The organism is Ruegeria sp. BHSB196, from assembly GCF_059613135.1.
Genome location: NZ_JBXWRY010000003.1, coordinates 133,541 through 157,276, shown reverse-complemented (window position 1 = coordinate 157,276; position 23,736 = coordinate 133,541). Strand labels below are relative to the sequence as shown.

Below are 23,736 nucleotides of genomic sequence, written 5' to 3'. Positions count from 1 at the left end.
ACAGACACGGCCCGAGGCGGCGGCAGACCGGGCGCAGGGGCCTGAAACCCTTGCCGAATCGTGTTTCAGGTTGGATCAAACCGCATGGATCTGCACAGCGCCTATCCCGGTATCGACGATCTGAAATGGCGCGCCAAGCGCCGGGTGCCGCATTTCGTCTGGGAGTATCTGGACAGCGGAACGGGAGTCGAGGCCACCCGGGACCGCAATCGCGCGGCGCTGGACCGGATCGGGTTCTGGCCGTCGATCCTGCACGGGCCGCTGGAGTTCGATCCGGGGAAGCGGTTTCTGGGGCGGGACCATCCCCTGCCCTTCGGCGTCGCCCCGATCGGCATGTGCGGCCTGATCTGGCCGGAGGCCGAATTTCTGCTGGCGCAGGCGGCGGCCGGGGCCGGGATTCCCTATGCGCTGTCCACGGTGGCCAGCCAGAGCCCGGAAGACGTGGCGCCGCATCTGGGCGAGCACGCCTGGTTTCAGCTTTACCCGCCCAAAGACCCCGGGATTCGCAAGGACATCCTGGCGCGCGCCCGCACGGCGGGGTTTTCGACTCTGGTCCTGACCGCGGACGTGCCGGTGGCCTCGCGGCGCGAACGCCAGACCCGGTCGGGCCTGACCCAGCCACCCAGGCTCACGCCGCGGCTGCTGGCGCAGGTGGCGCGGCGACCGGCCTGGGCGATGGGCATGGCGCGGAGCGGGATGCCCCGGATGCGGACGCTGGACAGATACGTGACCGGGGCGCAGAGGAACCTGCCGCCGACGGCGCATGTCGGATACCTGCTGCGCACCTCGCCCGACATGGACTATGTGCGGTGGCTGCGCGACAACTGGGACGGGCCGCTGATCGTCAAGGGGGTGATGCGCGAACGGGACGCAGTGCCGCTAGCCGGGGTGGGCGTCGATGCGCTGTGGGTCTCGAACCACGGCGGGCGGCAGTTCGACGGCGCGCCCGCCAGCATCGAGGCGCTTTCCGCGATCCGACGGGCCACGGACCTGCCGCTGATCTTCGACAGCGGCATCGGCGGCGGTCTGGACATCCTGCGCGCATTGGCGACGGGCGCGGATTTCGTGATGGTGGGTCGCGCGTTTCTCTATGGCCTCGCGGCCCTTGGCGCGGCCGGTCCGGCGCATGTCATCGACATTCTGCGCAAGGACTTGGAGGCGAATATGGGCCAGATCGGCGCCGCCCGTCTGGACGCCCTGCCCGAACCCATCAGCCTGTCTTGATGCCGCATCGCAGCATCCGCGGCCGGAAAAATCCGCCTGCGCGGCGCTTGCGAGCGATAACATGCCGGTTCTACCCAGAAATACAGATATACCTGCGCGTAATGTCCGCCTAAAACCACGGCCACACTGCCAACAAGCTGGACCTGCCAATGACCGACTTCAAGAAGATCCTGATCGCCAACCGCGGTGAGATTGCCATTCGCGTGATGCGCGCGGCAAACGAGATGGGCAAGCGCACCGTCGCCGTCTTTGCCGAAGAGGACAAGCTTGGCCTGCATCGTTTCAAGGCGGACGAAGCCTATCGCATCGGCGAGGGTCTGGGACCGGTGGCGGCCTATCTGTCCATCGACGAGATCATTCGGGTGGCCAAGGAAAGCGGCGCCGACGCGATCCATCCGGGCTATGGCCTGCTGTCGGAGAATCCCGATTTCGTGGATGCCTGCGTGCAGAACGGCATCACCTTCATCGGACCCAAGGCCGAGACCATGCGTGCGCTCGGCGACAAGGCGAGCGCCCGGCGGGTGGCGGTCGCGGCGGGCGTGCCGGTGATCCCGGCCACCGAGGTTCTGGGCGACGACATGGACGCGATCCGCGCCGAGGCGGCCGAGATCGGCTATCCGCTGATGCTCAAGGCGTCCTGGGGGGGCGGCGGACGCGGGATGCGCCCGATCAACGGCCCCGAGGAACTGGAAGAGAAGGTTCTGGAAGGCCGCCGCGAGGCCGAGGCCGCGTTCGGCAATGGCGAAGGGTATCTGGAAAAGATGATCACCCGCGCCCGCCATGTCGAGGTGCAGATCCTGGGCGACAAGCACGGGCAGATCTATCACCTGTACGAGCGCGACTGCTCGGTCCAGCGCCGCAACCAGAAGGTCGTGGAGCGCGCCCCGGCCCCCTATCTGAGCGAGGACCAGCGGGCCGAGCTGTGCGAGCTGGGCCGCCGCATCTGCGCCCATGTGAACTATGAATGCGCCGGTACCGTCGAATTCCTGATGGATATGGACACCGGCAAGTTCTACTTCATCGAGGTGAACCCGCGCGTGCAAGTCGAACACACCGTCACCGAGGAAGTGACCGGCATCGACATCGTGCAGGCGCAGATCCTGATCGCCGAGGGCAAGACGCTGGCCGAGGCGACCGGCATGGCCAGCCAGGAGGACATCACGCTCAACGGCCACGCGCTGCAGACCCGGATCACCACCGAGGATCCGCAGAACAACTTCATCCCCGACTATGGCCGGATCACCGCCTATCGCTCGGCCACCGGCATGGGCATCCGTCTGGACGGCGGCACGGCCTATGCGGGGGGCGTGATCACGCGGTACTACGACTCGCTGCTGACCAAGGTCACGGCCTGGGCGCCGACGCCGGAAAAGGCGATCGCCCGGATGGACCGCGCCCTGCGCGAATTCCGCATCCGCGGCGTTTCGACGAATATCGACTTCGTCATCAACCTGCTGAAGCACCCGACCTTCCTGTCGAACGAATACACCACCAAGTTCATCGACACGACGCCCGAGCTGTTCACCTTCAAGAAGCGGCGCGACCGCGGCACCAAGGTGCTGACCTATATCGCGGACATCACGGTGAACGGGCATCCCGAAACCAAGGACCGCCCGCGACCGCGCGCCGATCTGAAGGAACCGAAGCCGCCCGCGCTGAAGGCCGAGCCGCAGATGGGCACCCGCAACCTGCTCGAACAGAAAGGCCCGCAGGCGGTGGCGGACTGGATGAAGGCGCAGCGGCAACTCTTGATCACCGACACCACGATGCGCGACGGGCATCAGTCGCTGCTGGCCACCCGGATGCGGTCGATCGACATGATCCGCGTGGCGCCGGCCTATGCCGCCAACCTGCCGCAGCTGTTCTCGGTCGAGTGCTGGGGCGGCGCGACCTTCGACGTGGCCTATCGGTTCCTGCAGGAATGTCCGTGGCAACGCCTGCGCGACCTGCGCGAGGCGATGCCCAACCTGATGACCCAGATGCTGCTGCGCGGCGCCAACGGTGTGGGCTATACCAACTATCCCGACAACGTGGTGCAGGAATTCGTGCGCCAGGCGTCCAGGAACATCGACGTGTTCCGCGTGTTCGATTCGCTCAACTGGGTCGAGAACATGCGCGTGGCGATGGATGCGGTGATCGAGAACGGCAAGATCTGCGAAGGCACCGTCTGTTACACCGGCGACATCCTCGATCCCGACAGGGCCAAGTACGACCTGAAATACTATGTCGGCATGGCCAAGGAGCTGCGCGACGCGGGCGCACATGTGCTGGGCCTCAAGGACATGGCCGGCCTGCTGAAACCCGCCGCGGCGCGGGTGCTGATCAAGGCGCTGAGGGAAGAGGTCGGGTTGCCGATCCATTTCCACACCCACGACACCGCCGGCGTGGCCTGCGCCACCATCCTCGCCGCTTCCGAGGCGGGCGTGGACGCGGTGGATTGCGCGATGGACGCATTCTCGGGCAACACCAGCCAGGCGACGCTGGGCACCGTGGTCGAAGCGCTGCGCCACACCGACCGCGACACCGGGCTGGACATCAAGGCGATCCGCGAGATCAGCGACTACTTCGAAGCGGTGCGCGCGCAGTACGCGGCCTTTGAATCCGGGCTGCAGGCGCCGGCCTCCGAGGTCTATCTGCACGAGATGCCGGGCGGCCAGTTCACCAACCTCAAGGCGCAGGCGCGCAGCCTCGGGCTGGAGGAACGCTGGCACGAGGTGGCGCAGATGTATGCCGACGTGAACCGGATGTTCGGCGATATCGTCAAGGTGACGCCGTCCTCGAAGGTGGTTGGTGACATGGCGCTGATGATGGTCAGCCAGGGCCTGACCCGCGCGCAGGTCGAAGATCCGGATACCGACGTGGCCTTCCCCGATTCGGTCATCGACATGATGCGCGGCAATCTGGGCCAGCCGCCGGGCGGTTTTCCGGCGACCATCATGAAGAAGGTGCTCAAAAGCGAAAAGCCGAACACCGAGCGGCCCGGCAAGCACCTGCCGCCGGTGGATCTGGAGGCCGCCCGCGCCGAGTTGTCCAGGCAGCTCGACGGCAAGGCGGTCGATGACGAGGATCTGAACGGGTATCTGATGTATCCCAAGGTCTTCCTCGACTACATGGGCCGCCACCGCATCTACGGCCCGGTTCGGACCCTGCCGACCAAGACCTTCTTCTACGGCATGGAACCGGGTGAGGAGATCACCGCCGAGATCGATCCCGGCAAGACGCTGGAGATCCGGTGCCAGGCCATCGGCGAGACGGACGAAAAGGGCGAGGTCAAGGTGTTCTTCGAGCTCAACGGCCAGCCCCGCGTCATCCGGGTGCCGAACCGGCTGGTGAAATCGGCGACCCAGGACCGGCCCAAGGCCGAGGCCGGCAACCCGGGCCATGTCGGCGCGCCGATGCCGGGTGTCGTGGCCACCGTCGCGGTCTCGGCGGGGCAGCAGGTCAAGGAAGGCGACATGTTGCTGACCATCGAGGCGATGAAGATGGAAACCGGCATCCATGCCGAGCGCGACGCCACCGTCAAGGCGGTGCATGTCCAGCCCGGCGGCCAGATCGACGCCAAGGATCTGCTGGTCGAACTGGAGTGACCCCCTGCGAAACGGATGCTCGCCGCCGCGGCCTTCGCGGCGGCAGGTCGTCGTTCAGTCCAGAAGCAGGCTGTTGAGCTCGCGCGTGGCCGCCTTGGACAGATCGTCACCACCGGGCAGTTCGGCCAATGTTTCCTGCGAGATGTCGCGTGCGTCCCTGACGCCCTCTCTGGCCTCGACGACATCCACCTTGGCGTCGCGGACGTCGTCCCTGGCGGCTGCGACCTCCGCCTCGGCCCGTTCGACGGAGTCGCGCGCCTCGGCGACGGCCGCCTCATAGGCGTCCTCGGAGTCAAACATCTCGTCGATCTCGTCCGGGGACAAGGCTTCGAGCGCGTTCAGATCGTCCTCGGCGCTGGTCAGGTCGTCGCGTGCCGTTCCCAGGTCGCCAAGCGCATCGCGGAACGCCTCTTTCTTGTCGGCGAAAGTCTCCTTCGCGTCCTGTAGATCGAACAGCGTTTCCCGATAGGTCGCCAACTGGCCGACCATGCTGTTCGGAGCGGCGTTCTGAAACGCGCGGGCGCTGGCATGCGCCGCATTCAGGCCCTTGAGTTCGGACGCGATCTTGCCGTGCCGGTTCGGGTGGTCGTATTTGTCCTCGCGGTCATATCTGCCGTATCTGTCGCGGTCGTGGTGCCGGCTCAGATAGTCGAACTTGTCGGAATAATCACGCTTGTTCGAGTAGTCGTACTTGTCCAGATGGTCGTAGCTTGCCGGATGACCGTATTTACCGTGACGGTGGACCGTGTTCGGATAGTCGTACTTGTCCAGGTGATCATATCTTTCGTACCGGGCCTGGTAGTCCGGCACGACGGCCGTCGTCCGGGTTGTATTGCGCGACACGGTCGTGTTGCGCGATGCGTGGGTGGCGGAACGGTTTCGCGACTTGGTGCCGGACCGGTCGCGCGCCTGCTTTCCGCCGAACAGGTTGGCCACCGCTTTCTCGAACCCGCTTTTGCCGCTGTTGCCACGGCTCTTTCCGTTGCCCTTGCCTTTGGTTCCGCCAAAGCCCGCAAAGACGCCCTTGGCGCCCTTGGATCCGCCCTTGCCGGCGCCGTGTCCGCCCCGTGAGGCCGATTTGTGACCGCCCTTGCCGTTTCCGCCTTTGGCCTCTGCGCCCTTGCCACCGCCAAAGTCGGCGCCTTTGCCACCGCCGTTCCCGTTGCCGTTGCCGCCGCCATTCCCGTTGCCGTTGCCGCCGCCGTTTCCATTGCCGTTGCCGCCGCCGTTTCCGTTCTTTGCGAACACGGGTTCCGGGAGGGCAAACCCCAAAGCAAAGCCGAACGCCCCGGCCAACATCAGAGACGTTGCGGTGACACGCAGTACCGAGCGAAATTTCATGACCTGTCCCTTTCTTGCGGCGCACCGGCTTGAGTCATTCGATTTGCCGGCCGATCGGGCATCGGCATGGCCGGTGAACCCGAAGAAATATCGTTGAAAACGAATATACGCCAAACCGGGCAGGCCAGCAAATCGGCCTGCAACCGTCTGTTTTTTCTGAAGGGAATCGCTGAAGTCCCGGAGCCAACCGCCGCAGTCAGCGGGCCGGAGGGGACCGGACCCGGCAAATCCCGAGCCAGCTGCGGCTTGGGCAGCGGGGCCGTGCGGAGAGGGGCCGGTTCCGAGCCGAAGACCGGCGCGACCGGATCGCGCCGCAGCCAAAATTTTCGGCGCCGATGCGATTTTCCACTTGCAGCTTTCGGCCAGAGTTTATACTTCACGCCTCACTCGACGGTGCGGGCGTAGCTCAGGGGTAGAGCATTACCTTGCCAAGGTAAGGGTCGTGAGTTCGAATCTCATCGCCCGCTCCAGTTGAGACCCCAGGCCCAAGGGCCACACGGATGCGGGCGTAGCTCAGGGGTAGAGCATTACCTTGCCAAGGTAAGGGTCGTGAGTTCGAATCTCATCGCCCGCTCCAGACACCAGCCTTTCTGAACAAACATTCACTGGTGGCGCGCGGCCGCTTGCGCCTATGCTGGCCCCGATCTGACCGCAACGAAAGGGCTGCCCCCGTGTCCGATTATGTCATCCGTTCGCTTACCGCCGAAGAAGTCCAGCAAGCCGTGGACTGGGCCGGGCGCGAGGGCTGGAATCCCGGCCTGCACGATGCCGAGTGCTTTCGCTCGTCCGATCCCGACGGGTTCATGGGCGGGTTCGTCGGCGACCGGATGATCGCCTCGGTCTCGGCCGTGAACTACGACGACCGCTTTTCCTTTCTCGGGTTCTACATCGTGCACCCGGACTTTCGCGGCTCGGGCCACGGGCTCGAACTCGCGCACCGTGCCTTTGCCCATTGCGGTGGTCGGAACATGGGTCTGGACGGTGTGGTCGAACAGCAGGACAACTACCGCAGGACCGGCTTTTCCTTCGCCTACAACAACTACCGGTTCGGCGGCACGGTGGGCGGGGTTCTGTCGGCGCTGGGGCAGGTCGAGACCGAAGGCGTTCAGCCGCTGACCGGCGTTTCCGACCCGCTCAAGACCTATGACCGGGAGATGTTCCCGGCCCCGCGCGACACCTTCCTGAAAAGCTGGCTGAGCGCGCCGAGCCATGTTTCGCGGGTCCGGATGAAAGACGGCGCCATCGCGGGCTACGCGGTGTTGCGGCCCTGCCTGTCGGGCTACAAGGTCGGTCCGCTCTTTGCCGACGATCCGGGCACGGCGCGGGCGCTGCTGGCCTCGGTCCTGGCGGGCGTGCCCGCGGATCAGAGGCATCAGGACGTCTTCATCGACATGCCGCAACCCAATGCCGAGGCGTTCGGCCTGGCCGATCAGCTTGGGCTGGACAAGGTGTTCGAGACCGCCCGCATGTATTCCGACCACGCGCCCGAGATCGACCTGGGCCGCGTCTATGGGGTGACGACCTTCGAACTGGGCTGAGCCTCAGAACGCCTTGAACGTCATCGTGGTCAGCGACCGTTCGATGTTGGGGATGACCAGCAGGTGCTCGTTGATGTAATGGCCCACATCCTCGCCTTCGGGGATGTAGAGCTTCATCAGCAGGTCGTATTCGCCGCTGGTCGAGTAGAGCTCGGAATGGATCTCGCGCAGCGCGATGTCTTCGGCCACCTTGTAGGTGGTGCCGGGTTTGCAGCGGATCTGGATGTAGACGCAGGTGGTCATGCCGGGGTGGTCCGATAGCCTTGGGCGGTTTGAACTGGGCTCAGGCTGGCACGGGCCGGAAGCGGGCGCAATCCCCTGATTTTCGCGCAACAGATCGTCGCGCGCGCTGCGAACGGGCTGGAAATGCTCACAGCCCCCGGCGTATAAGCGCGCGGCAGTAAAAGGAAATCGCCCATGCGCCGCGCCACGATCCGCCGCAAGACCGCCGAGACGGATATCTCGGTCGAGATCAACCTCGACGGGACCGGAACCTATGATGTCCGCACCGGTGTCGGGTTCTTCGATCACATGCTGGACCAGCTGGCGCGCCATTCGCTGATCGACATGACGATCCGGGCCGAGGGCGACCATCACATCGACGATCACCACACGGTCGAGGATACTGGCATCGCGTTGGGTCAGGCTCTGACCGCGGCCTTGGGCGACAAGACGGGCATCCGGCGGTACGGTGAATGCCATCTGCCGATGGATGACGCGCAGGTGCGCTGCGCGCTGGACCTGTCGGGCCGGCCCTTCCTGGTTTGGAACGTCGATCTGCCCACGCCCAAGATCGGCGCGTTCGACACCGAACTGGTACGCGAGTTCTTCCAGGCGTTCAGCACCCATGGCGGCATCACCCTGCATGTGGACAGGTTGCACGGGTTCAACAGCCACCACATCGCCGAGGCCGCATTCAAGGCAGTCGCCCGCGCCTTGCGCGCGGCGGTCGAGACCGATCCGCGCAAGGCGGACGCGATCCCTTCGACCAAGGGTGCGCTCTGAATGCTGACCGCCATCATCGACTATGAGTCGGGCAACCTGCATTCCGCCGAAAAGGCGTTCCAGCGCATGGCGCGCGAGGTGGATGCGGGCGAGGTCGTCGTGACCTCGGAGGCCGAGGTGGTGGCGCGCGCCGACCGTCTGGTACTGCCCGGCGATGGCGCCTTTCCCGCCTGCGCGGCGGAACTGCGGGGGCACAAGGGCATCTACGACGCGATGGTCGAGGCGGTCGAAACCCGCGGCCGCCCTTTTCTGGGCATCTGCGTCGGCATGCAGCTCATGGCGACGACCGGGCACGAATATGCGGACACGCCGGGGCTGGACTGGATCGCCGGCGACGTGGTCAGGATCCGGCCGGACGACAGGGCGCTGAAGGTGCCGCACATGGGCTGGAACGATCTGGTAATCGAGAACGACCATCCGGTGTTTGCCGGTATCCGGACCGGCGATCACGCCTATTTCGTGCATTCCTATCAGTTCCGCGTGGACAACCCGGCCGAGCGGCTGGCCCGCGTCGACTATGGCGGCCCGGTCACCGCGGTGATCGGGCGCGACACCATGCTGGGGATGCAGTTCCACCCCGAGAAAAGCCAAGACGTGGGCCTGCGCCTGATCGGCAATTTCCTGACCTGGACGCCGTGACGCGCGCAGGTCAGGCGCGGTGCGTCACTGGAGCCGCGTCCAGTCCTGCCCACGGCAGATCAACCCGCCCGCGATGCAGCCCTTGACCGACAGGGTGTTGCCCTTGAGGGTCATTTTGGAAACATAGGTCTTGTCGGATTCCGGATCCCAGATCTTGCCGCCGCTATAGGCGCCGTCGCCATCGGCCACCATGTCCCAAATCATCCTCTTGCCCAGATGCTCGTAGGTCAGGTTCTGGTCGCCCTGCGCGTTGAAGGCGCTGTCGATCGTACCGCAGACGGCGCTGCCGCAGGGTTGGATGGACACGTGCAGATATCCGCCCTCTTCGCCCGGAGCGGTCTTCCAGATGCCGTCCACCGGATCTTCGGCCTGCGCGACCGTAGCGGCGCCGATCAGGGCGGCGGCTGCCAGACAGGTTCTGAATGTCATGATTGTACCTCCTTGTTGGAATGAAATGTGGCGCGGGTCGGGTGTCAGGGCAACCCTGACTTTGGGTCGCGTTGCATCCCCCGCCCTTCCCATGCCATATCCCGCGCGGAAATCAGCGAAAGGCCGCCGCACATGATCCTCTACCCCGCCATCGACCTCAAGGACGGCCAGGCCGTGCGCCTGCTGCGCGGCGACATGGACAAGGCGACCGTGTTCAACGACGATCCCGCCGCCCAGGCCCGCGCCTTTGTCGAGGCGGGCTGCGAATGGCTGCATCTGGTGGACCTGAACGGTGCCTTTGCCGGCGCGCCGGTCAACGCAGCCCCGGTCGAGGCGATTCTGCGGGCCTGCGACGTGCCTGCGCAACTGGGCGGCGGCATCCGCGACATGGCCACCATCGAGATGTGGCTCGACAAGGGGCTGGCGCGGGTCATTCTGGGCACCGTCGCGGTCGAAAACCCCGATCTGGTGCGGGAAGCGGCTGGGGCGTTTCCCGGCCAGGTCGCCGTCGGCATCGATGCGCGCGGCGGCAGGGTCGCCACCAAGGGCTGGGCCGAGGAAACCGACGTGCTGGCCACCGATCTGGCAAAAAGCTTCGAGGATGCGGGCGTCGCCGCCATCATCTATACCGACATCAACCGCGACGGGGCGATGCAGGGCCCGAATGTCGAGGCCACCGCCGCGCTGGCCCGCGCGGTGTCGATCCCGGTGATCGCCAGCGGCGGCGTCAGCTCGCTGGCCGATCTGATCGCGCTCAGGGATTGCGGCGTGGCGCTGGACGGCGCGATCTCGGGGCGGGCGCTGTATGATGGCGCGCTCGATCTGGCCGAGGCGATTCGCGTCCTCGGATGACCTATTGTGCCGCGGCGGCGGTCAGGTTCTGCAAGGCCCCCTGCATCTTGCCGATGACCGGCGATGTCTCGACCGCGTCGAGATCGTCCATGGTTTCCTTGGGGTCTTCATAGGCCAGCCAGACCTGCCCGTCGGCATCCTCGTAGGCCAGCACCTTGAGCGGCAGGAACAGCCCGGCGAGCGGGTCGAGTTCCATCGCGGGTGTGCCGAGTTTCGGGTTGCCGAAGACCAGCAACTGGCTGGCGGGGATGCTCATGCCCACGCTCTCGGCCCCGGCGGCGTGATCGACGCGGGCAAAGACGGTTGCCCCGGCCTTGCCGACCGCGGCTTCCAGCGCATCCATCGCCTCGGGCACCGACTTGGCGGTCTTGACCTTGATGATGTCGTCCGCCATCGCTGTAGACGCGCCTGAAACGGCAAGAATTGCGGCCCAAAACAAGTTCTTCATAATCCATTTCCTTCTATCGTTTCCGGTCCAGTTTTCACGGCTTTGGCCGTTGCCGCAATCACAACTCTGGCATCGGCAGGGCTTTGCCGTTAGGAGTGCCGCAGCAAAGGACGGTACATGCTGAAAACCCGCATCATTCCCTGTCTGGATGTCGCCGATGGCCGCGTGGTCAAGGGCGTGAATTTCGTGGACCTGCGCGACGCGGGCGATCCGGTGGAATCGGCCAAGGCCTATGACGCGGCCGGTGCCGACGAGATCTGTTTTCTGGACATCCACGCCACCCACGAAAACCGCGGCACCATGTTCGACGTGGTGCAGCGCACCGCCGAGCAGTGTTTCGTGCCACTGACCGTGGGCGGCGGCGTGCGCAGCAAGGAAGACGTGCGCAACCTGCTGCTGGCGGGGGCGGACAAGGTCAGCTTCAACTCGGCCGCCGTGGCCAATCCGGACGTGGTGGCCGAGGCCGCCGACCAGTTCGGCAGCCAGTGCATCGTGGTCGCCATAGACGCCAAGACGGTCAGCCCCGGCAAGTGGGAGATCTTTACCCATGGCGGGCGCAAGCCCACCGGCATCGACGCGGTGGAATTCGCCAGGACCGTGGTCGCCAAGGGTGCCGGGGAAATCCTGCTGACCTCGATGGACCGGGACGGCACCAAGGCCGGGTTCAACCTGCCGCTGACCCGTGCGATTTCGGACGCGGTGGACGTTCCGGTGATCGCCTCGGGCGGGGTGGGCAATCTGGATCACCTGGTGGAAGGCGTGACCGAGGGCGGCGCCAGCGCGGTGCTGGCGGCGTCGATCTTTCATTTCGGCGAATACACGATCCGCGAGGCCAAGGAACACATGGCCGCCGCAGGCATCCCCGTGAGGCTGACATGAGCATTCTGCAAGATCTGGCCGCCACCATCGACGCGCGCAAGGGCGCCGATCCCGAGTCCAGCTGGACCGCAAGGTTGCTGGCTGCAGGCCCCGAGAAATGCGCCGAGAAATTCGGCGAGGAGGCCGTCGAGGCGATCATCGAAACGGTCCGGGGGGATCGCGAAAAATTGACCGCCGAGGCGGCCGATGTGCTGTATCACCTTTTGGTCATGCTGGCGTCGCGCGACGTGTCCCTAGAGGAGGTGCTGGGGGAACTGGCGCGCCGGCAGGGCATCAGCGGGCTCGAGGAAAAGGCGGGCCGGTCCCGAGATTGAAACAGGCGGGGTACAGCACTACCATTCCCCATCAACGAACACGGCAATACGAGCGGACGGATTTCAATGCAAATGACGATGGTGAAACGCCTGGTCCCGGTTCTGGCCGTTCTGGGACTTGTGATCGTCGCGGGCTGCGCCAAGGCCCCCAGCGTGGACAAGCGCGACATTGAGGGGCTGGCGCTCGAGATCCGCGGTCTCGGACCCGACGTGGACCCGGCCGAGGCGGAGCGGGCCGCGCGCATCGCCTATGACTATTCCAGCCAGCTCAAGCAGGAATACCGGGTGACGGATCCGCCGCTGGTGCACAACGCCAAGGTCAACAACGGCTTTCGCGAGCGCGGCTTGTGCTGGCATTGGGCGGAGGACATGGAAAAACGCCTGAATCAGGAGAATTTCCGCACCCTGACCATGCACCGGGCGATCTCGGACCCGGAAAACCCGTTCCGCATCGACCACAGCACCGCCATCATCAGCGCGCGCGGCGACAACCTGTATGACGGCGTGGTGCTGGACCCGTGGCGCTGGGGCGGCGCGCTGTTCTGGGCGCCGACGCGCGAGGACACCCGGTACAACTGGCGGCCCCGGATCGAAGTTCTGAAAGACAAGGAACGGAAGCTGCTGAAGCAGCGCGGCACGAGCCTGACCACCGGCTGAGGCCGGCGGGGCGGATCACAGCTTGGACGAGATGATGCCGGTGGCGAAACCGCCCATGCGCAGCTCGCCGAACAGGCGCTGATATTCGATCTTCGGGCAGCGGTTCATGATCACGTCGATCCCGCGGGCTTGCGCCATTTCGGCGGCCGCGTGGTTTTCGACGCCGATCTGCATCCAGACGGTCTTGAGGCCGGGGAATGCCGCAAGCGCTTCTTCGACGATGGGCGGCACTGCCTCGGAGCGCCGGAAGATGTCGACCATGTCGACCGGCGCGTCGATGTCGGTCAGCGATGCCCGGACCTGCTCGCCAAAGAGCATCTTGCCGGCATGGCCCGGATTGACCGGAATCACCCGAAAACCCTTGAGTCCCAGATACCGCGCCACGTAGTAGCTCGGCCGCACCGGGTTCATCGAGACGCCGACCAAGGCAATGACCTTGGTGCGCTGCAGGATGGCCTTGAGGTGATCGTCCGAATAGTCTGGCATGACGCCAATCTATCCGCCCGGCAGCAAAGAAAAAAGCGCCCAAGTGAGCCTTGGGCGCCAGTTATGGAACGAGGGACAGTGAAATGACCCGCGGCAGTTCCAATCCGCGGTCACTGTGTCATTTAGGTCTACATTTTCGGAAAAAAAGAGGTTGCGCCGAAAAATGTGATGACAGCGCGCACAGAGCAGGGAATCGCGGCTCAGTCGCGCAGGATCCGCGGCCAGTTTCCCTCGGCCAGGGCGATGTTGCCCGCCACGTCGCGTTCCCAGACCTGTTCGATCTGATGCGAGTGAACCAGATAGAGCTTTCCGCCGACGATCCGCCACGCGTCCGGGTCGGTGCTGGCGAGCTTTCCGCGCGAAACGGCATAGGCGCAGTAGCCGCCGAATTGCGGCGCGTAGGCGCGTGGATTGGATTCGAATGCTTCGCGGTGCGCCTCGGAGGCAAAGCGCCAGACCGCGCCTTTCCACATCACCGCGATGTCCGACCGGCCCTGCACCGGCGTGCCCATCTCGAAATAGGACACGGTGTCATATCCGCCGATCGCCGCGCCGCCGCGTTCGTAGATATAAGGGGACTCCGCCCAGGCCATGGGCGCGGCGAGGGTTGCCGCCATGCCGAAGGTGAAAGCGCGTCGAGAAACCATGAGACTCCAACCGATAATCAAGGCCCTAAGATGCCTTCAATGGCGCCGTTTCGAAACCCCGGTTGACGCTGTTGTGATCGCATCGTGTCCCGTTGAAACGTCAGTCTATGATGTCCTCGATCACGTCCCAGATTTCATCGAAAATCCTCGCGACCTTGCGCCGGCGCGACTTGGGCTTCTTGAGCTTCTTCCGATGGTCCGCTGTCCGGTGGACAAGCTCCTTGCGGCGCGCCGGTGCAGGGTCGCGCGCCTTGCGCAGCATCTTCAGCTCGTGCAACGGCGCGCCGCAACTGGCGCAGCTCAGCTCATGGCGTTCGCGCCCCTTCAGCACCAGGGCCGCGCGGGTACCGCAGTAGCAGCAGGTCGCTATCTTTGCCGGACCGGGAATCTGAACCTCCTGTCACCTGTGTCGCGATGCATATAAGGCGATTGCGGCGGCGTTCGAGACATTGAGCGATCCAAATCCTCCGCCCGCGTCGATCCGGACCAGCCGATCGACGGTTTCCTTGGTCTTTTGGCGCAACCCCGGCCCCTCGGCGCCCAGAACCAGCGCAACCGGGCGATCCCGCCGCCCGTCCAGAGCCGATTCGATGGTCTGATCGGCCTCGCCGTCCAGGCCCAGCACCAGGAACCCCATGTCCTGCAGGTCGGTGATCGCTTCGGCCAGGTTGCGCACCCGCAGATAGGGCTGGCGTTCCAGCGCGCCGCTGGCCGTCTTGGCCAGCGCGCCGGTTTCGGGTGCGGAATGGTGGCGGGTGCCGATGACGGCGCTGGCCCCCAGCACCTCGGCCGACCGCAGGATGGCGCCGACATTGTGCGGATCAGTCACCCGGTCCAGCAGAATCACCCGCGGATGTTCCGCGCCGACGCAGTTTTCCGCGAGACCGCCCCAGTCCAGCGGCCTGACCTCGAGCGCGGCACCCTGATGGACCGAGCCGGGATCGAGCGGCGCGGTGAACCTGCGCGGATCCGCCAGCTCCGGTTCGATCCCCGCTGCGGCGATGGCCTCGGCCAGCTTGTCCTGCGCGTTTCGCGTCACGATCAGGCGCAATTTCTGCCGCTTGGGGTTCAGCAGGGCATCCCGCACCGCGTGCAGTCCGAACAGCCAGACCGTCTCGGCCGCGGCCGCCTTGCGTGCCTGTTCCTTTTCGATCACCCATTTGGGTTTCTTCATTCTGGCAGCCTCCGGATCGGGCTTCGGGTTTCCCGCGACAGGGCGGAATTTTCCTGTTGACGCTCCCCTGACGCGCTAGTAATCACGCCTCCACGTCGGGCGCAACGCCTGACCGTGGGCGACAGGCCGCAAGGTGTGGCAGGGGACTGTAACTCCCTCGCGGAGACGCACGCCTGGTTCGATTCCAGGGTCGCCCACCATTTTTAAGAAAATCAGAAGATTAGGCTGAGAATCTCTCCTGCTTCAGTGGCGGGCAAAGCCAGCAATGGCCACCCTGTCGGAATGGCCGGTTCTCCATGCGATGCCCGAGCACTTCGAAAGCGTTTTCGGGCGACGGCTCAGGCTGAATGCACGTCGCGACCGCAAAAAACGCGACCGTTTTCTTGACCTTTCGGCGGACGCGACCAGCTTTTCGCGGGCAGGAGTGAGAGGGTGATCATGTTCGACGAGAAGAGATTCAGGCTGGATGGGCAGGTGGCGCTTGTCACTGGGGCCGGCGCAGGCATCGGCCGCGGTGTGGCGAAGCTTTTCGCCGAGGCGGGTGCATCGGTGGTTGTGAGCGACCTGAAGGAAGAAACCGCCAAGACCGTGGCGGACGAAATCGCGAAGGCCGGCGGCAAGGCTGTCGGCCTGGGGTGCAATGTTACCCAGGAAACCGACTTGAATGCTGCAGTCCGGCTTGCCGTGGATGAGTTCGGGGGACTGTCCGTTCTCGTCAACAACGCGGGCGGTGGCGGACCCAAGCCCTTTGACATGCCGATGGATGACTTCCGCTGGGCCTACGAACTCAACGTCTTTTCGCTGTTTCGCCTGACGCAGCTTGCCGCGCCGCACATGAAGGAAGCGGGCGGCGGCGCGGTGCTGAACATTTCGTCGATGGCAGGTGAAAACAAGAACAAGCGCATGGCCTCCTACGGGTCGTCCAAGGCGGCGGTGAACCATCTGACACGAAACGTAGCATTCGACCTCGGCGCGATGGGCGTGCGGGTCAATGCCATCGCCCCCGGAGCGATCAAGACCGATGCGCTGGCCACGGTGCTCAACGAGGATATCGAGAAGGCGATGCTGAAGCACACGCCGCTTGGCCGGCTGGGCGAACCCGAAGATATCGCCTATGCCGCATTGTTTCTGTGTGCGCCCGCGTCGGCGTGGATCAGTGGCCAGGTGCTCACCGTGTCGGGCGGTGGCGTGCAGGAACTCGACTAGGAAACTTTTTTGCACAAAAGCAGATAGGACAGCAGCATGAGCTTCGACGCTTTCGCAGAATTTCGCATGGATGGACATTCCGTTCTCATCACGGGCGGTGCCCAGAATATCGGGGCCGGGATCGCCAGGACGCTGGCAGGCGCGGGTGCCAGCGTGATGATTGCCGATCTCAATGGAGACAAGGCCGCCGAGACCGCCGCGGAGATCGCCGAGGAAACCGGCAACGACTGCAAGGGCATGGCCTGCGATGTGACGGACAAATCGCAGATTGACGCCGTTGTTGCCGCCACGGCGCAGGCGTTCGGCGGGATTTCGACACTGGTAAACAACGTCGGCTGGGGCGGGCGCCAGCCCGATCCGTCAGCAATCCCCGAAGAAGAATTCGTAAACTCGTACAAGCTCAACACGATCAGCGCCTATCAGATGAGCATGGCGTGTCTGCCCTATCTGGAAAAGGCCGAAAACGCGTCGATCACGAACTCCGGTTCGTTTTCCTCGGCCGTGCCGGCCTATGACATCCTGCCCTATGGCACCGCGAAGGCGGCGCTCAATCAGATGATGGTGTCGCTCGCCCACATGCTGAACAAGCGCGTGCGTGTGAACTCGGTCCTGATTGGAACGGTGATGACCGCAGGTTACGGCGATGCGGGAATATCGCCCGAAATGCAGGAGAAGCTGGCCCATCCGGACAATCTGACCGGTCGCCCGGGCCGACCTCAGGATATCGCCAATGCGATGCTGTATCTCTGCTCGCCCGCAGCGGGCTGGGTCAGCGGGCAAACGATCAACGTCCACGGCGGCGGGGGCGTGGTCAGGCTTTTTGGAGCATGATCGTGAGGGGAACGGTGGTGCCGACCATGGGAGCGGTCCGCGCGGCTTACATGGCCCTGGCCGTGTTCTTCGGTTCTTCCGCTTGCGCTCAGGACGGGCCATCGGACACGAACGGCACAGCCGTGACGACCGATCAGATCTTCATGCTGATGTTTGCGGATCAAGGCAGGTCGGTCGGGTATCAAAGCATGCTTTCGAGCATCCATCTTGAGGCCGTTAAGGCTCAGTTGGAACGCGACCGTGCCATACTGGAGCGCAATCTCGAACTGTTCGAACGCAACGCCATTTCCGAACTGGAGCTTGAAATCTCGCAACTCAAGCACGCCTGGAACAAGCTGCAGCTTGTCGTGGCCGAGAAGAACCTTGCTACGGTTGCAGCGCAGGTATCCGCCATTTCGCTGATCGGAGAGCATTTTGAAGGCGAAAGGATCGACCTTGAAGAGCTATATGCCGTCTTTCGGCGCGGCTGGGACGCGGGATGCGACAAGGGGCCTGTCGAGGCCAGAGCGAACCAGGCGTGGATGGCCTATGCCGAGAAGGCGCTGGAACGCGCACGAGAATTGAACGCCCGCGGCAGCGCGCCGCTCAGTTCAGTGCTGGAACGCGAAGCCGAACTGCGCATCGCGCGGACCAACTACGAAAGCCGCGCAGAACGTCTGGACCGGTGTCGCACCGTGTTCTTTCCGAGTTTGGAGGATGTCGCCGCGGTCGGACAGTGAACGCCTGCCGGTCTCGACAGCGCCACGGTTCCGATGGCCGGGACCGAAGGGGGCGACGAGATGGCGTGCACCGCGGAGGCGTTGGGCATCATTCTTGGCTTGTCCGATTGGCAGACGCTTCCGGGTCGTACGCAGGATCTGCGAAAGCCGGACAGAGGCTACCGGTTTCTTGGTTGCGACGCGCCCGATACGTCCTGTGGCGCGCCGTGCTCATTCGGTCAAGTTGCGTGATTTGGCGCGCATCCAGTTGACCGCTCAGGCCGCGCTGCGGGTCGCGATGACTGCGGCCAGCCACGCCTCGATCGCATCCAGATCAGCGGTCAGTTTTTGGGCCGCGTCCCCGGTGAATTCAAGGAAGGCGTCTTCGTTCAGCCCGTTGACTCCGACCAGCACCGGAACGTCCCGCGCCAGCGCCTCGGCGATCACGGGGCGGAATCCGCGCCCGTCGCCTTCGTGCTTGCCGAACTTGTTGACGATGAGCAGTTGCGGGGCGGCGTCCAGAGAGGCCGTCACATCGACGACCGCCTGTTCCAGGGCGGCCGGATCCAGCCTGCACCCGCGCGCCATCGTTCCCAGCGATTGCGAGATGCGGATGGTTGCGCCATCGGGCAGCACCCGCAGGTCCATGTCGCATTTGCTGCTGTCGGCGCATTCGGTATTGGTCTGCACGACGCCCGCGAGGTCGTAGCCCTTGGCTTGCAGGCGATCCGCGGCGGCGCTCAGCAGGCGGTCGGTGGCGCCGCGTTCGGTGGTGGTGACATAGGCCAGGTTCATGTCGTGGCTCCTGAAGTCCTCTTGTTTCATTTGCAAATAGCATGCCGGTCGATCCCGGGCCACTCCCTTGGGTCAGGGGATCGGAGACAACCCTATGACCGGGGCATGAAGATGGAATAGCCCGACATAGATCAACGCCGCGGCGAGCCAGACCCATACTCCGGGCCAGGGACGCGGCGCGCGCAGCGACAGGCGCGCGGTGTTGCGGGCGAGACCGTCCCAATCGGGCATCTCGCGCGCCTTGCGCCGGTCGATCAGCGCCATGCCGATCCATGCGAACCCGGCAAACAGCCCGAACAGGATCACATGGGCCAGGCTGCCATTGGCGATCAGATGCGCCAGCGCCCACAACAGCAGCGCCAGCAGGATCGGGTGGCGCGTTGTGCGCAGGATGCCGGGGCGCTCGGGGTCGAAGGGCGCGCGGCCCAGCCCGCCGAACGAGAACGGGTTCTGGATCGTCACGCCCGCAATGGCCAGCCAGCAGACCAACGGCATCACCAGCAGCGGCACCCAGCGCAGCGCCGGCAGCGGCGGGATCACCTCGACATACGGCGCACGCCCGGCGGCGACGATCAGCCAGACCAGAACCGCCAGCGAGACCAGAGAATAGGCGGTGAAATACCCCGCCTGCCCCAGCCGGGCGATCAGCCAGGGACGCACGGGCGGACGCACCGGCACGACGTGGCTTGCCAGAAATACTCCCAATGCCAGCAGAAATTCGCCCCAGCCGCTCATGCCCTGCCTCCGGTTTCTTGGCCCCGGATTACGGGCACCGGGCGCCCCGTTCCTTGCCCGAAGTCAAGCGCGGGGCGGCTGGCGCCGCCCCGGCCGTCACAGGCCCAGCGCCTTGCGTTTCTCCTCGGCAAAGCCCTGCACCATCCGGTCGGCGATCAACGCCAGAATGGCCATCGCCGCACCGGCCGAGATGCCCAGCCCCACATCCGCCTGCCCCAGCGCCAGATAGATCGACTGGCCCAGGCCGGTGGTGCCGATCAGCGCCGCGATCACCAACATGGCAAAGGCATAGAGGATGGTCTGGTTCAGCCCCAGCAGGATCGTGGGCGCCGCATAGGGCGCGCGCACGTCGCGCAGGATCTGCCATTCGGTCGCGCCGCTGGAAATGGCGGCCTCCATCATCTCGTCCGGGGTGTTGACCAGCCCGTGGCGCGTGTAGCGGATCATAGGCACCACGGCATAGGCGCAGATCGCCAGAAAGGCCGAGAACTCGCCGATCTGGAACACCATCAGGACCGGGATGAGGAACACGAACAGCGGGATGGTCTGCAGCATGTCGCAGATCGGGCGCACGATTTTCCACACCGGCTCCCACACCGCGCTGGCAAGGCCGATGGCGCCGCCGACCACGGCGCAGGCAAAGACCGCCGCGCCGCTGAGATAGAGCGACAGCAAGGCGCGTTCCCACAGGCCCGAAACGAGGATCGTGCAGAGCAGGCCAACCGACAGAGCCGCCAGCCGCCAGCCACCCGCGACCCAGCCCAGCGCCGCCGCCCCGGTCAGCACGAAGGGCCAGGGCAGATTGGCGATCCCGGTCTCCAGCATGCCGATGCCGATCAAAAGGGTCAGGCCGCCGGTCACATGCCCGCGCCACGCCATCAACAGCGCGAGGACCGCACCGGCGGCAAAGAGGCCATAGCTCATCGCCGGGGTCCAAGCGAATCCCCAGGTGAACGGCAGCACCGCCTGATCCAGACCGATCCGCAGCGGCAGCAGAACGTAGAACATCGAGTTGTTCTTGAGCGCATCCAGCCACGCGCCATTGGCCTGGGTGAACGCGGTAAGCCCGCTGTCCACCGCCTGGGCCACCGGGTCCAGCAGGGTCAGTTCGGACGGGTTCGGCAGCCGCGCCCAGAAGGCCAGCGTGAAGACCACGGCAAAGGCGAGCATCGCCCAGACGACGCGGGTGTCGTAGCGCCTGCGCTCGGTCGCCAGCACCCCGCTCATCCGGTCGATCACGACGGCGAAGACCACGATCACCAGACCGGCCAGCAGCGACTCGCCGAACTGAGCCTTGCGCATGGTCAGCAGCACTTCCCAGCCGATATCGTTGAACCCGCCGATGACCGCGGCGATGATCACCATCGACAGCGCCGCCATCAGGCACTGGTTCACGCCCACCATGATCTGGGTGGTGGCCGAGGGGATCTCGACCTGAAACAGCTGCTGGAACCGGGTGCCGCCGGACATGATGGCGGCCTCCTTCACCTCGGGTTCGACCCGTTCGAGCCCCAGCATCACGTTGCGCGCCATCGGCGGCGCGGCATAGATGGCCGAGGCGATCAGCCCCACGACCGGGCCGAAGCCGAACAGCAGCAGCAGAGGCGTCAGATAGGCGAAGGTCGGCACCGTCTGCATGATGTCGAGCACCGCCTGCACGAACGCCTTCACCCGTGGCACTTCGTTGGCAAGGATGCCGATTGCCGCCCCGACCACCAGCGCCAGCGGCACCGAGACAGCGACCAGCGCCAGCGTGTTCATGCTCTCGGCCCAATAGCCCGAGGCCAGAACGAAACTGAGACCGAGAAATCCGAGCGCCGCCATCGACAGCCCGCCCAGATACCATCCCAGGGCGGTGACGATCCCGATCACGATGGGCCAGGGCGTATGGCCCAGAACGAAGTTGGCCCAGTTCATCGGATGGGCCATCACGTCGGAAAACAGCCGCGCCGCCGGTTTGATCCCGTTCAGGAACCAGGCCAGGAACGACCCGACCCATTCGGTTGCCGGCAGCTCCCACGCGGCCGGCCATTTCACCAGCCAGGGCGCCACCGGTTCCAGCGCCAGACAGACCGCGCCGACCAGCAGCGTGATCAGCGCCGCCTGCGCCCCTGCGGTCAGCCGCACCTGGCGCATCGGGGTCACGTCAGCGATCGCGCTCATGCCTCATCCACCTGCAGGGCGGCGGCCAGGTCCGAGGGATGCACCGTCCCGACAACCGCGCCCGCGGCGTCGCGCACCGGAACCGGCTGATACAGCTGCATGCAGCGCGCCAGCGCGGTGTCCAGGGTCATTGCGGTGGTCAAACCGGGATCGTCGGGGCCATAGTCGCTCTCGCCGTGATGCAGGACCGAGGCGACTTTGGCGTGCTGGCCCTTGGCCACGTCCTTGGAGAACTCGCGCACATAGTCATCGACCGGGCGCAGCACGATATCCGAGGGCGTGCCGATCTGCACGATCTTGCCGTCGCGCATGATCGCGATCCGGTCGGCCAGCTTCAGCGCCTCGGCGATGTCGTGGGTGATGAACACGATGGATTTCTTCAGCGTCGCCTGAATGCGCAGGAATTCATCCTGCAACTGCCGCCGGATCAGCGGGTCGAGCGCCGAGAACGGTTCGTCCAGGAACCAGATGTCGGGGTTCACCGCCAGCGACCGGGCGATGCCGACGCGCTGCCGCTGCCCGCCGGAAAGCTGCCGCGGGAAACTGTCTTCGCGGCCTTCGAGGCCCACCAGCGAGATCACCTCCTGCGCGCGCGCGTTCCGTTCCTTGCGGCCGACGCCCTGCACCCGCAGCGGATAGGCCACGTTCTCGGCCACGGTCATGTGCGGGAACAGTCCGAAATGCTGGAATACCATGCCCAGCTTCTTCCGCCGCAGTTCGGTCAGCTTCTTCTTGGATGCGCCGATGACATTTTCGCCATCGATCCGAATCTCGCCGCCGGTGCCGGGCAGGAGTTGCGAGATGCAGCGGACCAGCGTGGACTTGCCCGATCCGGACAGCCCCATGATGACGAACAGCTCGCCCTCGTGAACGTCGAAACTGGCGTCCTGGACCGCGGGGATGTACCCCTTGTCGCGCAGTTCGGCCGCGGCGGCGTCGGGATCTCCCCCTGACCGAGACAGCGCGTCGGTCAGGGCTTTTTCTGCACCGGGGCCAAAGACCTGCCAGAGGTTCCGGCAGGCAATGGCTGGCGTCTTTGCGTCAGTCACGTATGGGACTCACTTGGTTGCCGCGTCCACGACCGGACGCCATTTGTCCTCGTTCTCGGCCATCCATGCGGCCACGACATCCTCGACCGCGCCGCCGTCAACGTCGATCGCGCCCATCATCGGCTGCTGATCCTCGACGGCCAGTTGATAGTTTTCGAGGATCTCGTAGGCGGCGGGCCACTTCTCTTCCAGGCCGCTCCAGCCTGCCTTGAAGATGCGCGACGGCGAGAAGTCGCAATCGTTGACCGCGTTCGGGTTCGGACCCCAGGCCGGGTCGCTGAAGCACGCCTCTTCTCCCGGCGGCAGATCGACGAACTGCACGTCATAGGCCGACATCGCCCAATGCGGCTGCCAGAAGGTGATCAGCAACGGCGACTTGCGCTCGGTCGAGGCGCGCAGTTCCGCGATCAAGGCCCCTTCGGACCCTGCCGGAACCGCCTTGAACGGCAGTTCGAGCCCGGTCATCCGGTCTGCGCCCGGCGTGCCCCAATCGGCCGGATAGTCCACCAGACGGCCCGAGGGCAGCGTTTCGGCGGTTGCGAAGATCTGGGCGCACTCCTTGAGGGCTTCCCAGGCGGGCAGGCCCGGGCACAGGTCGGCGACATGCGCCGGATAGGCGATGCCCTCCTTGGCGTCCAGGCCCAGATCGCCGATTTCGACCACGGTGCCTTCGTCGATCTTCTTGGCGTATTCGTCCGACACGTTCGACGACCAGATTTCCAGCGTCGCGTGAATGTCGCCATCCGCCAGCGCCTGGAACTGGTTCATCATGCCCGCGGTCACGTATTCCACGTTGTACCCGGCCGCCTTGAGCATTTCGCCGGCCACATGCGTGGTGACATGCTGCCCGGTCCATTCGTTGATGGCCAGTTTGATCGGCTCGTCCACGGCGCCCATATCGGCGGCATAGGCCGACCCGGCAACCGTTGCGGCCACAAGGCCGAGGCTGAATTTTTTCATGATTTCACTCCCTGTTTTGTCATCCGCCACGCGACGGGCGGACCTTTTGCTACCAGAACATTTGCCGACAAGTTGCGTC

General features: G+C 65.0%; 25 protein-coding genes and 3 tRNA genes. 15 read left to right on the top strand and 13 right to left on the bottom strand.

From position 1 onward, the window contains the following. Positions 1-84: 84 nt before the first annotated feature. Together AC2FNJ_RS03700 and AC2FNJ_RS03695 are read left to right on the top strand one after the other, a co-directional pair. Positions 85-1,224, top strand: coding sequence for an alpha-hydroxy acid oxidase (locus AC2FNJ_RS03700; RefSeq protein WP_496762527.1), 1,140 nt, complete (start codon positions 85-87; stop codon positions 1,222-1,224). 149 nt (positions 1,225-1,373) lie between these two features. Beyond that, entirely contained in the window at positions 1,374-4,811 is a 3,438-nt protein-coding gene (locus tag AC2FNJ_RS03695; protein WP_496762525.1) for a pyruvate carboxylase, read from the top strand. 54 nt (positions 4,812-4,865) lie between these two features. Here the strand turns inward: AC2FNJ_RS03695 and AC2FNJ_RS03690 are convergent, their stop codons facing one another. Then, on the bottom strand, positions 4,866-6,152 hold the full coding sequence (locus AC2FNJ_RS03690) for a hypothetical protein (protein WP_496762524.1): 1,287 nt from the start codon (positions 6,150-6,152) through the stop codon (positions 4,866-4,868). Between the two features lie 395 nt (positions 6,153-6,547). Between AC2FNJ_RS03690 and AC2FNJ_RS03685 the strand changes: the two genes are divergently transcribed. The 3 genes from AC2FNJ_RS03685 (at position 6,548) to AC2FNJ_RS03675 (ending at position 7,690) form a co-directional block, all read left to right on the top strand. After that, a tRNA-Gly gene (locus AC2FNJ_RS03685) sits at positions 6,548-6,622 on the top strand. A 32-nt stretch (positions 6,623-6,654) separates the two neighbouring features. Then, a tRNA-Gly gene (locus tag AC2FNJ_RS03680) sits at positions 6,655-6,729 on the top strand. Between the two features lie 94 nt (positions 6,730-6,823). Further along, complete coding sequence (locus AC2FNJ_RS03675) at positions 6,824-7,690, top strand: GNAT family N-acetyltransferase (RefSeq protein ID WP_496762523.1); 867 nt, start codon at positions 6,824-6,826, stop codon at positions 7,688-7,690. A 3-nt stretch (positions 7,691-7,693) separates the two neighbouring features. On the opposite strand, the gene AC2FNJ_RS03670 is transcribed toward AC2FNJ_RS03675, so the two are convergent. After that, entirely contained in the window at positions 7,694-7,933 is a 240-nt protein-coding gene (locus tag AC2FNJ_RS03670; RefSeq protein ID WP_496762522.1) for an Lrp/AsnC ligand binding domain-containing protein, read from the bottom strand. Positions 7,934-8,107: 174 nt separating this feature from the next. Here AC2FNJ_RS03670 and hisB point away from each other — a divergent pair, with 174 nt between their 5' ends. Together hisB and hisH are read left to right on the top strand one after the other, a co-directional pair. After that, positions 8,108-8,695, top strand: a complete 588-nt coding sequence (gene hisB / locus AC2FNJ_RS03665; RefSeq protein WP_496762521.1) for an imidazoleglycerol-phosphate dehydratase HisB — start codon at positions 8,108-8,110, stop codon at positions 8,693-8,695. Then, positions 8,696-9,334, top strand: a complete 639-nt coding sequence (gene hisH / locus AC2FNJ_RS03660) for an imidazole glycerol phosphate synthase subunit HisH (RefSeq protein ID WP_496762519.1) — start codon at positions 8,696-8,698, stop codon at positions 9,332-9,334. Between the two features lie 24 nt (positions 9,335-9,358). On the opposite strand, the gene AC2FNJ_RS03655 is transcribed toward hisH, so the two are convergent. After that, the gene (locus tag AC2FNJ_RS03655; RefSeq protein ID WP_496762517.1) at positions 9,359-9,763 is read right to left on the bottom strand and encodes a DUF2147 domain-containing protein; all 405 of its coding nucleotides are present in this window, start codon (positions 9,761-9,763) and stop codon (positions 9,359-9,361) included. A gap of 132 nt (positions 9,764-9,895) precedes the next feature. Between AC2FNJ_RS03655 and hisA the strand changes: the two genes are divergently transcribed. Next, entirely contained in the window at positions 9,896-10,615 is a 720-nt protein-coding gene (gene hisA, locus AC2FNJ_RS03650; RefSeq protein WP_496762516.1) for a 1-(5-phosphoribosyl)-5-[(5-phosphoribosylamino)methylideneamino]imidazole-4-carboxamide isomerase, read from the top strand. Between the two features lies 1 nt (position 10,616). Here hisA and AC2FNJ_RS03645 read toward each other — a convergent pair whose 3' ends face one another. Then, entirely contained in the window at positions 10,617-11,063 is a 447-nt protein-coding gene (locus tag AC2FNJ_RS03645; RefSeq protein ID WP_496762514.1) for a DUF302 domain-containing protein, read from the bottom strand. Positions 11,064-11,180: 117 nt separating this feature from the next. On the opposite strand from AC2FNJ_RS03645, the gene hisF reads away from it, so the two are divergent. The 3 genes from hisF (at position 11,181) to AC2FNJ_RS03630 (ending at position 12,913) form a co-directional block, all read left to right on the top strand. After that, positions 11,181-11,942, top strand: a complete 762-nt coding sequence (hisF, locus tag AC2FNJ_RS03640; RefSeq protein ID WP_496762513.1) for an imidazole glycerol phosphate synthase subunit HisF — start codon at positions 11,181-11,183, stop codon at positions 11,940-11,942. Then, positions 11,939-12,256 carry a phosphoribosyl-ATP diphosphatase gene (locus tag AC2FNJ_RS03635; protein ID WP_496762511.1) on the top strand — a complete coding sequence of 106 codons (318 nt, stop codon included), beginning with the start codon at positions 11,939-11,941 and terminating at the stop codon, positions 12,254-12,256. Before hisF ends, AC2FNJ_RS03635 begins: the two co-directional genes overlap by 4 nt. A 72-nt stretch (positions 12,257-12,328) precedes the next feature. After that, on the top strand, positions 12,329-12,913 hold the full coding sequence (locus tag AC2FNJ_RS03630; RefSeq protein WP_496762612.1) for a hypothetical protein: 585 nt from the start codon (positions 12,329-12,331) through the stop codon (positions 12,911-12,913). Positions 12,914-12,928: 15 nt separating this feature from the next. Here the strand turns inward: AC2FNJ_RS03630 and AC2FNJ_RS03625 are convergent, their stop codons facing one another. From AC2FNJ_RS03625 to rlmB, 4 genes are all read right to left on the bottom strand, one after another. Then, positions 12,929-13,399: a CoA-binding protein gene (locus AC2FNJ_RS03625; protein WP_496762510.1), complete on the bottom strand. Its 471-nt coding sequence runs from the start codon at positions 13,397-13,399 to the stop codon at positions 12,929-12,931. Between the two features lie 200 nt (positions 13,400-13,599). Further along, positions 13,600-14,046: a YHS domain-containing (seleno)protein gene (locus tag AC2FNJ_RS03620; protein WP_496762508.1), complete on the bottom strand. Its 447-nt coding sequence runs from the start codon at positions 14,044-14,046 to the stop codon at positions 13,600-13,602. Between the two features lie 100 nt (positions 14,047-14,146). After that, complete coding sequence (locus AC2FNJ_RS03615) at positions 14,147-14,434, bottom strand: hypothetical protein (protein ID WP_496762610.1); 288 nt, start codon at positions 14,432-14,434, stop codon at positions 14,147-14,149. A 12-nt stretch (positions 14,435-14,446) separates the two neighbouring features. Further along, a complete protein-coding gene (rlmB, locus tag AC2FNJ_RS03610; protein ID WP_496762507.1) occupies positions 14,447-15,220 on the bottom strand; it encodes a 23S rRNA (guanosine(2251)-2'-O)-methyltransferase RlmB in 774 nt (257 codons plus the stop codon). 116 nt (positions 15,221-15,336) lie between these two features. Here rlmB and AC2FNJ_RS03605 point away from each other — a divergent pair. The 4 genes from AC2FNJ_RS03605 (at position 15,337) to AC2FNJ_RS03590 (ending at position 17,976) form a co-directional block, all read left to right on the top strand. Then, positions 15,337-15,420: transfer RNA gene (locus tag AC2FNJ_RS03605), tRNA-Tyr, on the top strand. Between the two features lie 238 nt (positions 15,421-15,658). Continuing rightward, positions 15,659-16,426, top strand: coding sequence for a 7-alpha-hydroxysteroid dehydrogenase (hdhA, locus tag AC2FNJ_RS03600; protein WP_496762505.1), 768 nt, complete (start codon positions 15,659-15,661; stop codon positions 16,424-16,426). Positions 16,427-16,462: 36 nt separating this feature from the next. After that, positions 16,463-17,257, top strand: a complete 795-nt coding sequence (locus tag AC2FNJ_RS03595) for an SDR family oxidoreductase (RefSeq protein ID WP_496762503.1) — start codon at positions 16,463-16,465, stop codon at positions 17,255-17,257. A 2-nt stretch (positions 17,258-17,259) separates the two neighbouring features. Further along, positions 17,260-17,976, top strand: a complete 717-nt coding sequence (locus tag AC2FNJ_RS03590; RefSeq protein ID WP_496762501.1) for a hypothetical protein — start codon at positions 17,260-17,262, stop codon at positions 17,974-17,976. A 255-nt stretch (positions 17,977-18,231) separates the two neighbouring features. Here the strand turns inward: AC2FNJ_RS03590 and AC2FNJ_RS03585 are convergent, their stop codons facing one another. The 5 genes from AC2FNJ_RS03585 to AC2FNJ_RS03565 form a co-directional block, all read right to left on the bottom strand. Continuing rightward, positions 18,232-18,750 carry a DUF2478 domain-containing protein gene (locus AC2FNJ_RS03585; RefSeq protein WP_496762500.1) on the bottom strand — a complete coding sequence of 173 codons (519 nt, stop codon included), beginning with the start codon at positions 18,748-18,750 and terminating at the stop codon, positions 18,232-18,234. Between the two features lie 72 nt (positions 18,751-18,822). Next, entirely contained in the window at positions 18,823-19,485 is a 663-nt protein-coding gene (locus AC2FNJ_RS03580; RefSeq protein ID WP_496762498.1) for an NnrU family protein, read from the bottom strand. 96 nt (positions 19,486-19,581) lie between these two features. Continuing rightward, positions 19,582-21,648: an ABC transporter permease gene (locus AC2FNJ_RS03575; RefSeq protein ID WP_496762496.1), complete on the bottom strand. Its 2,067-nt coding sequence runs from the start codon at positions 21,646-21,648 to the stop codon at positions 19,582-19,584. Further along, complete coding sequence (locus tag AC2FNJ_RS03570) at positions 21,645-22,697, bottom strand: quaternary amine ABC transporter ATP-binding protein (RefSeq protein ID WP_496762495.1); 1,053 nt, start codon at positions 22,695-22,697, stop codon at positions 21,645-21,647. The genes AC2FNJ_RS03575 and AC2FNJ_RS03570 overlap by 4 nt, the downstream gene beginning before the upstream one ends. Before the next feature lie 9 nt (positions 22,698-22,706). Further along, positions 22,707-23,657 (bottom strand): ABC transporter substrate-binding protein, encoded by a 951-nt coding sequence (locus AC2FNJ_RS03565; RefSeq protein WP_496762493.1) that lies wholly within the window; start codon positions 23,655-23,657, stop codon positions 22,707-22,709. Positions 23,658-23,736 lie beyond the last annotated feature (79 nt).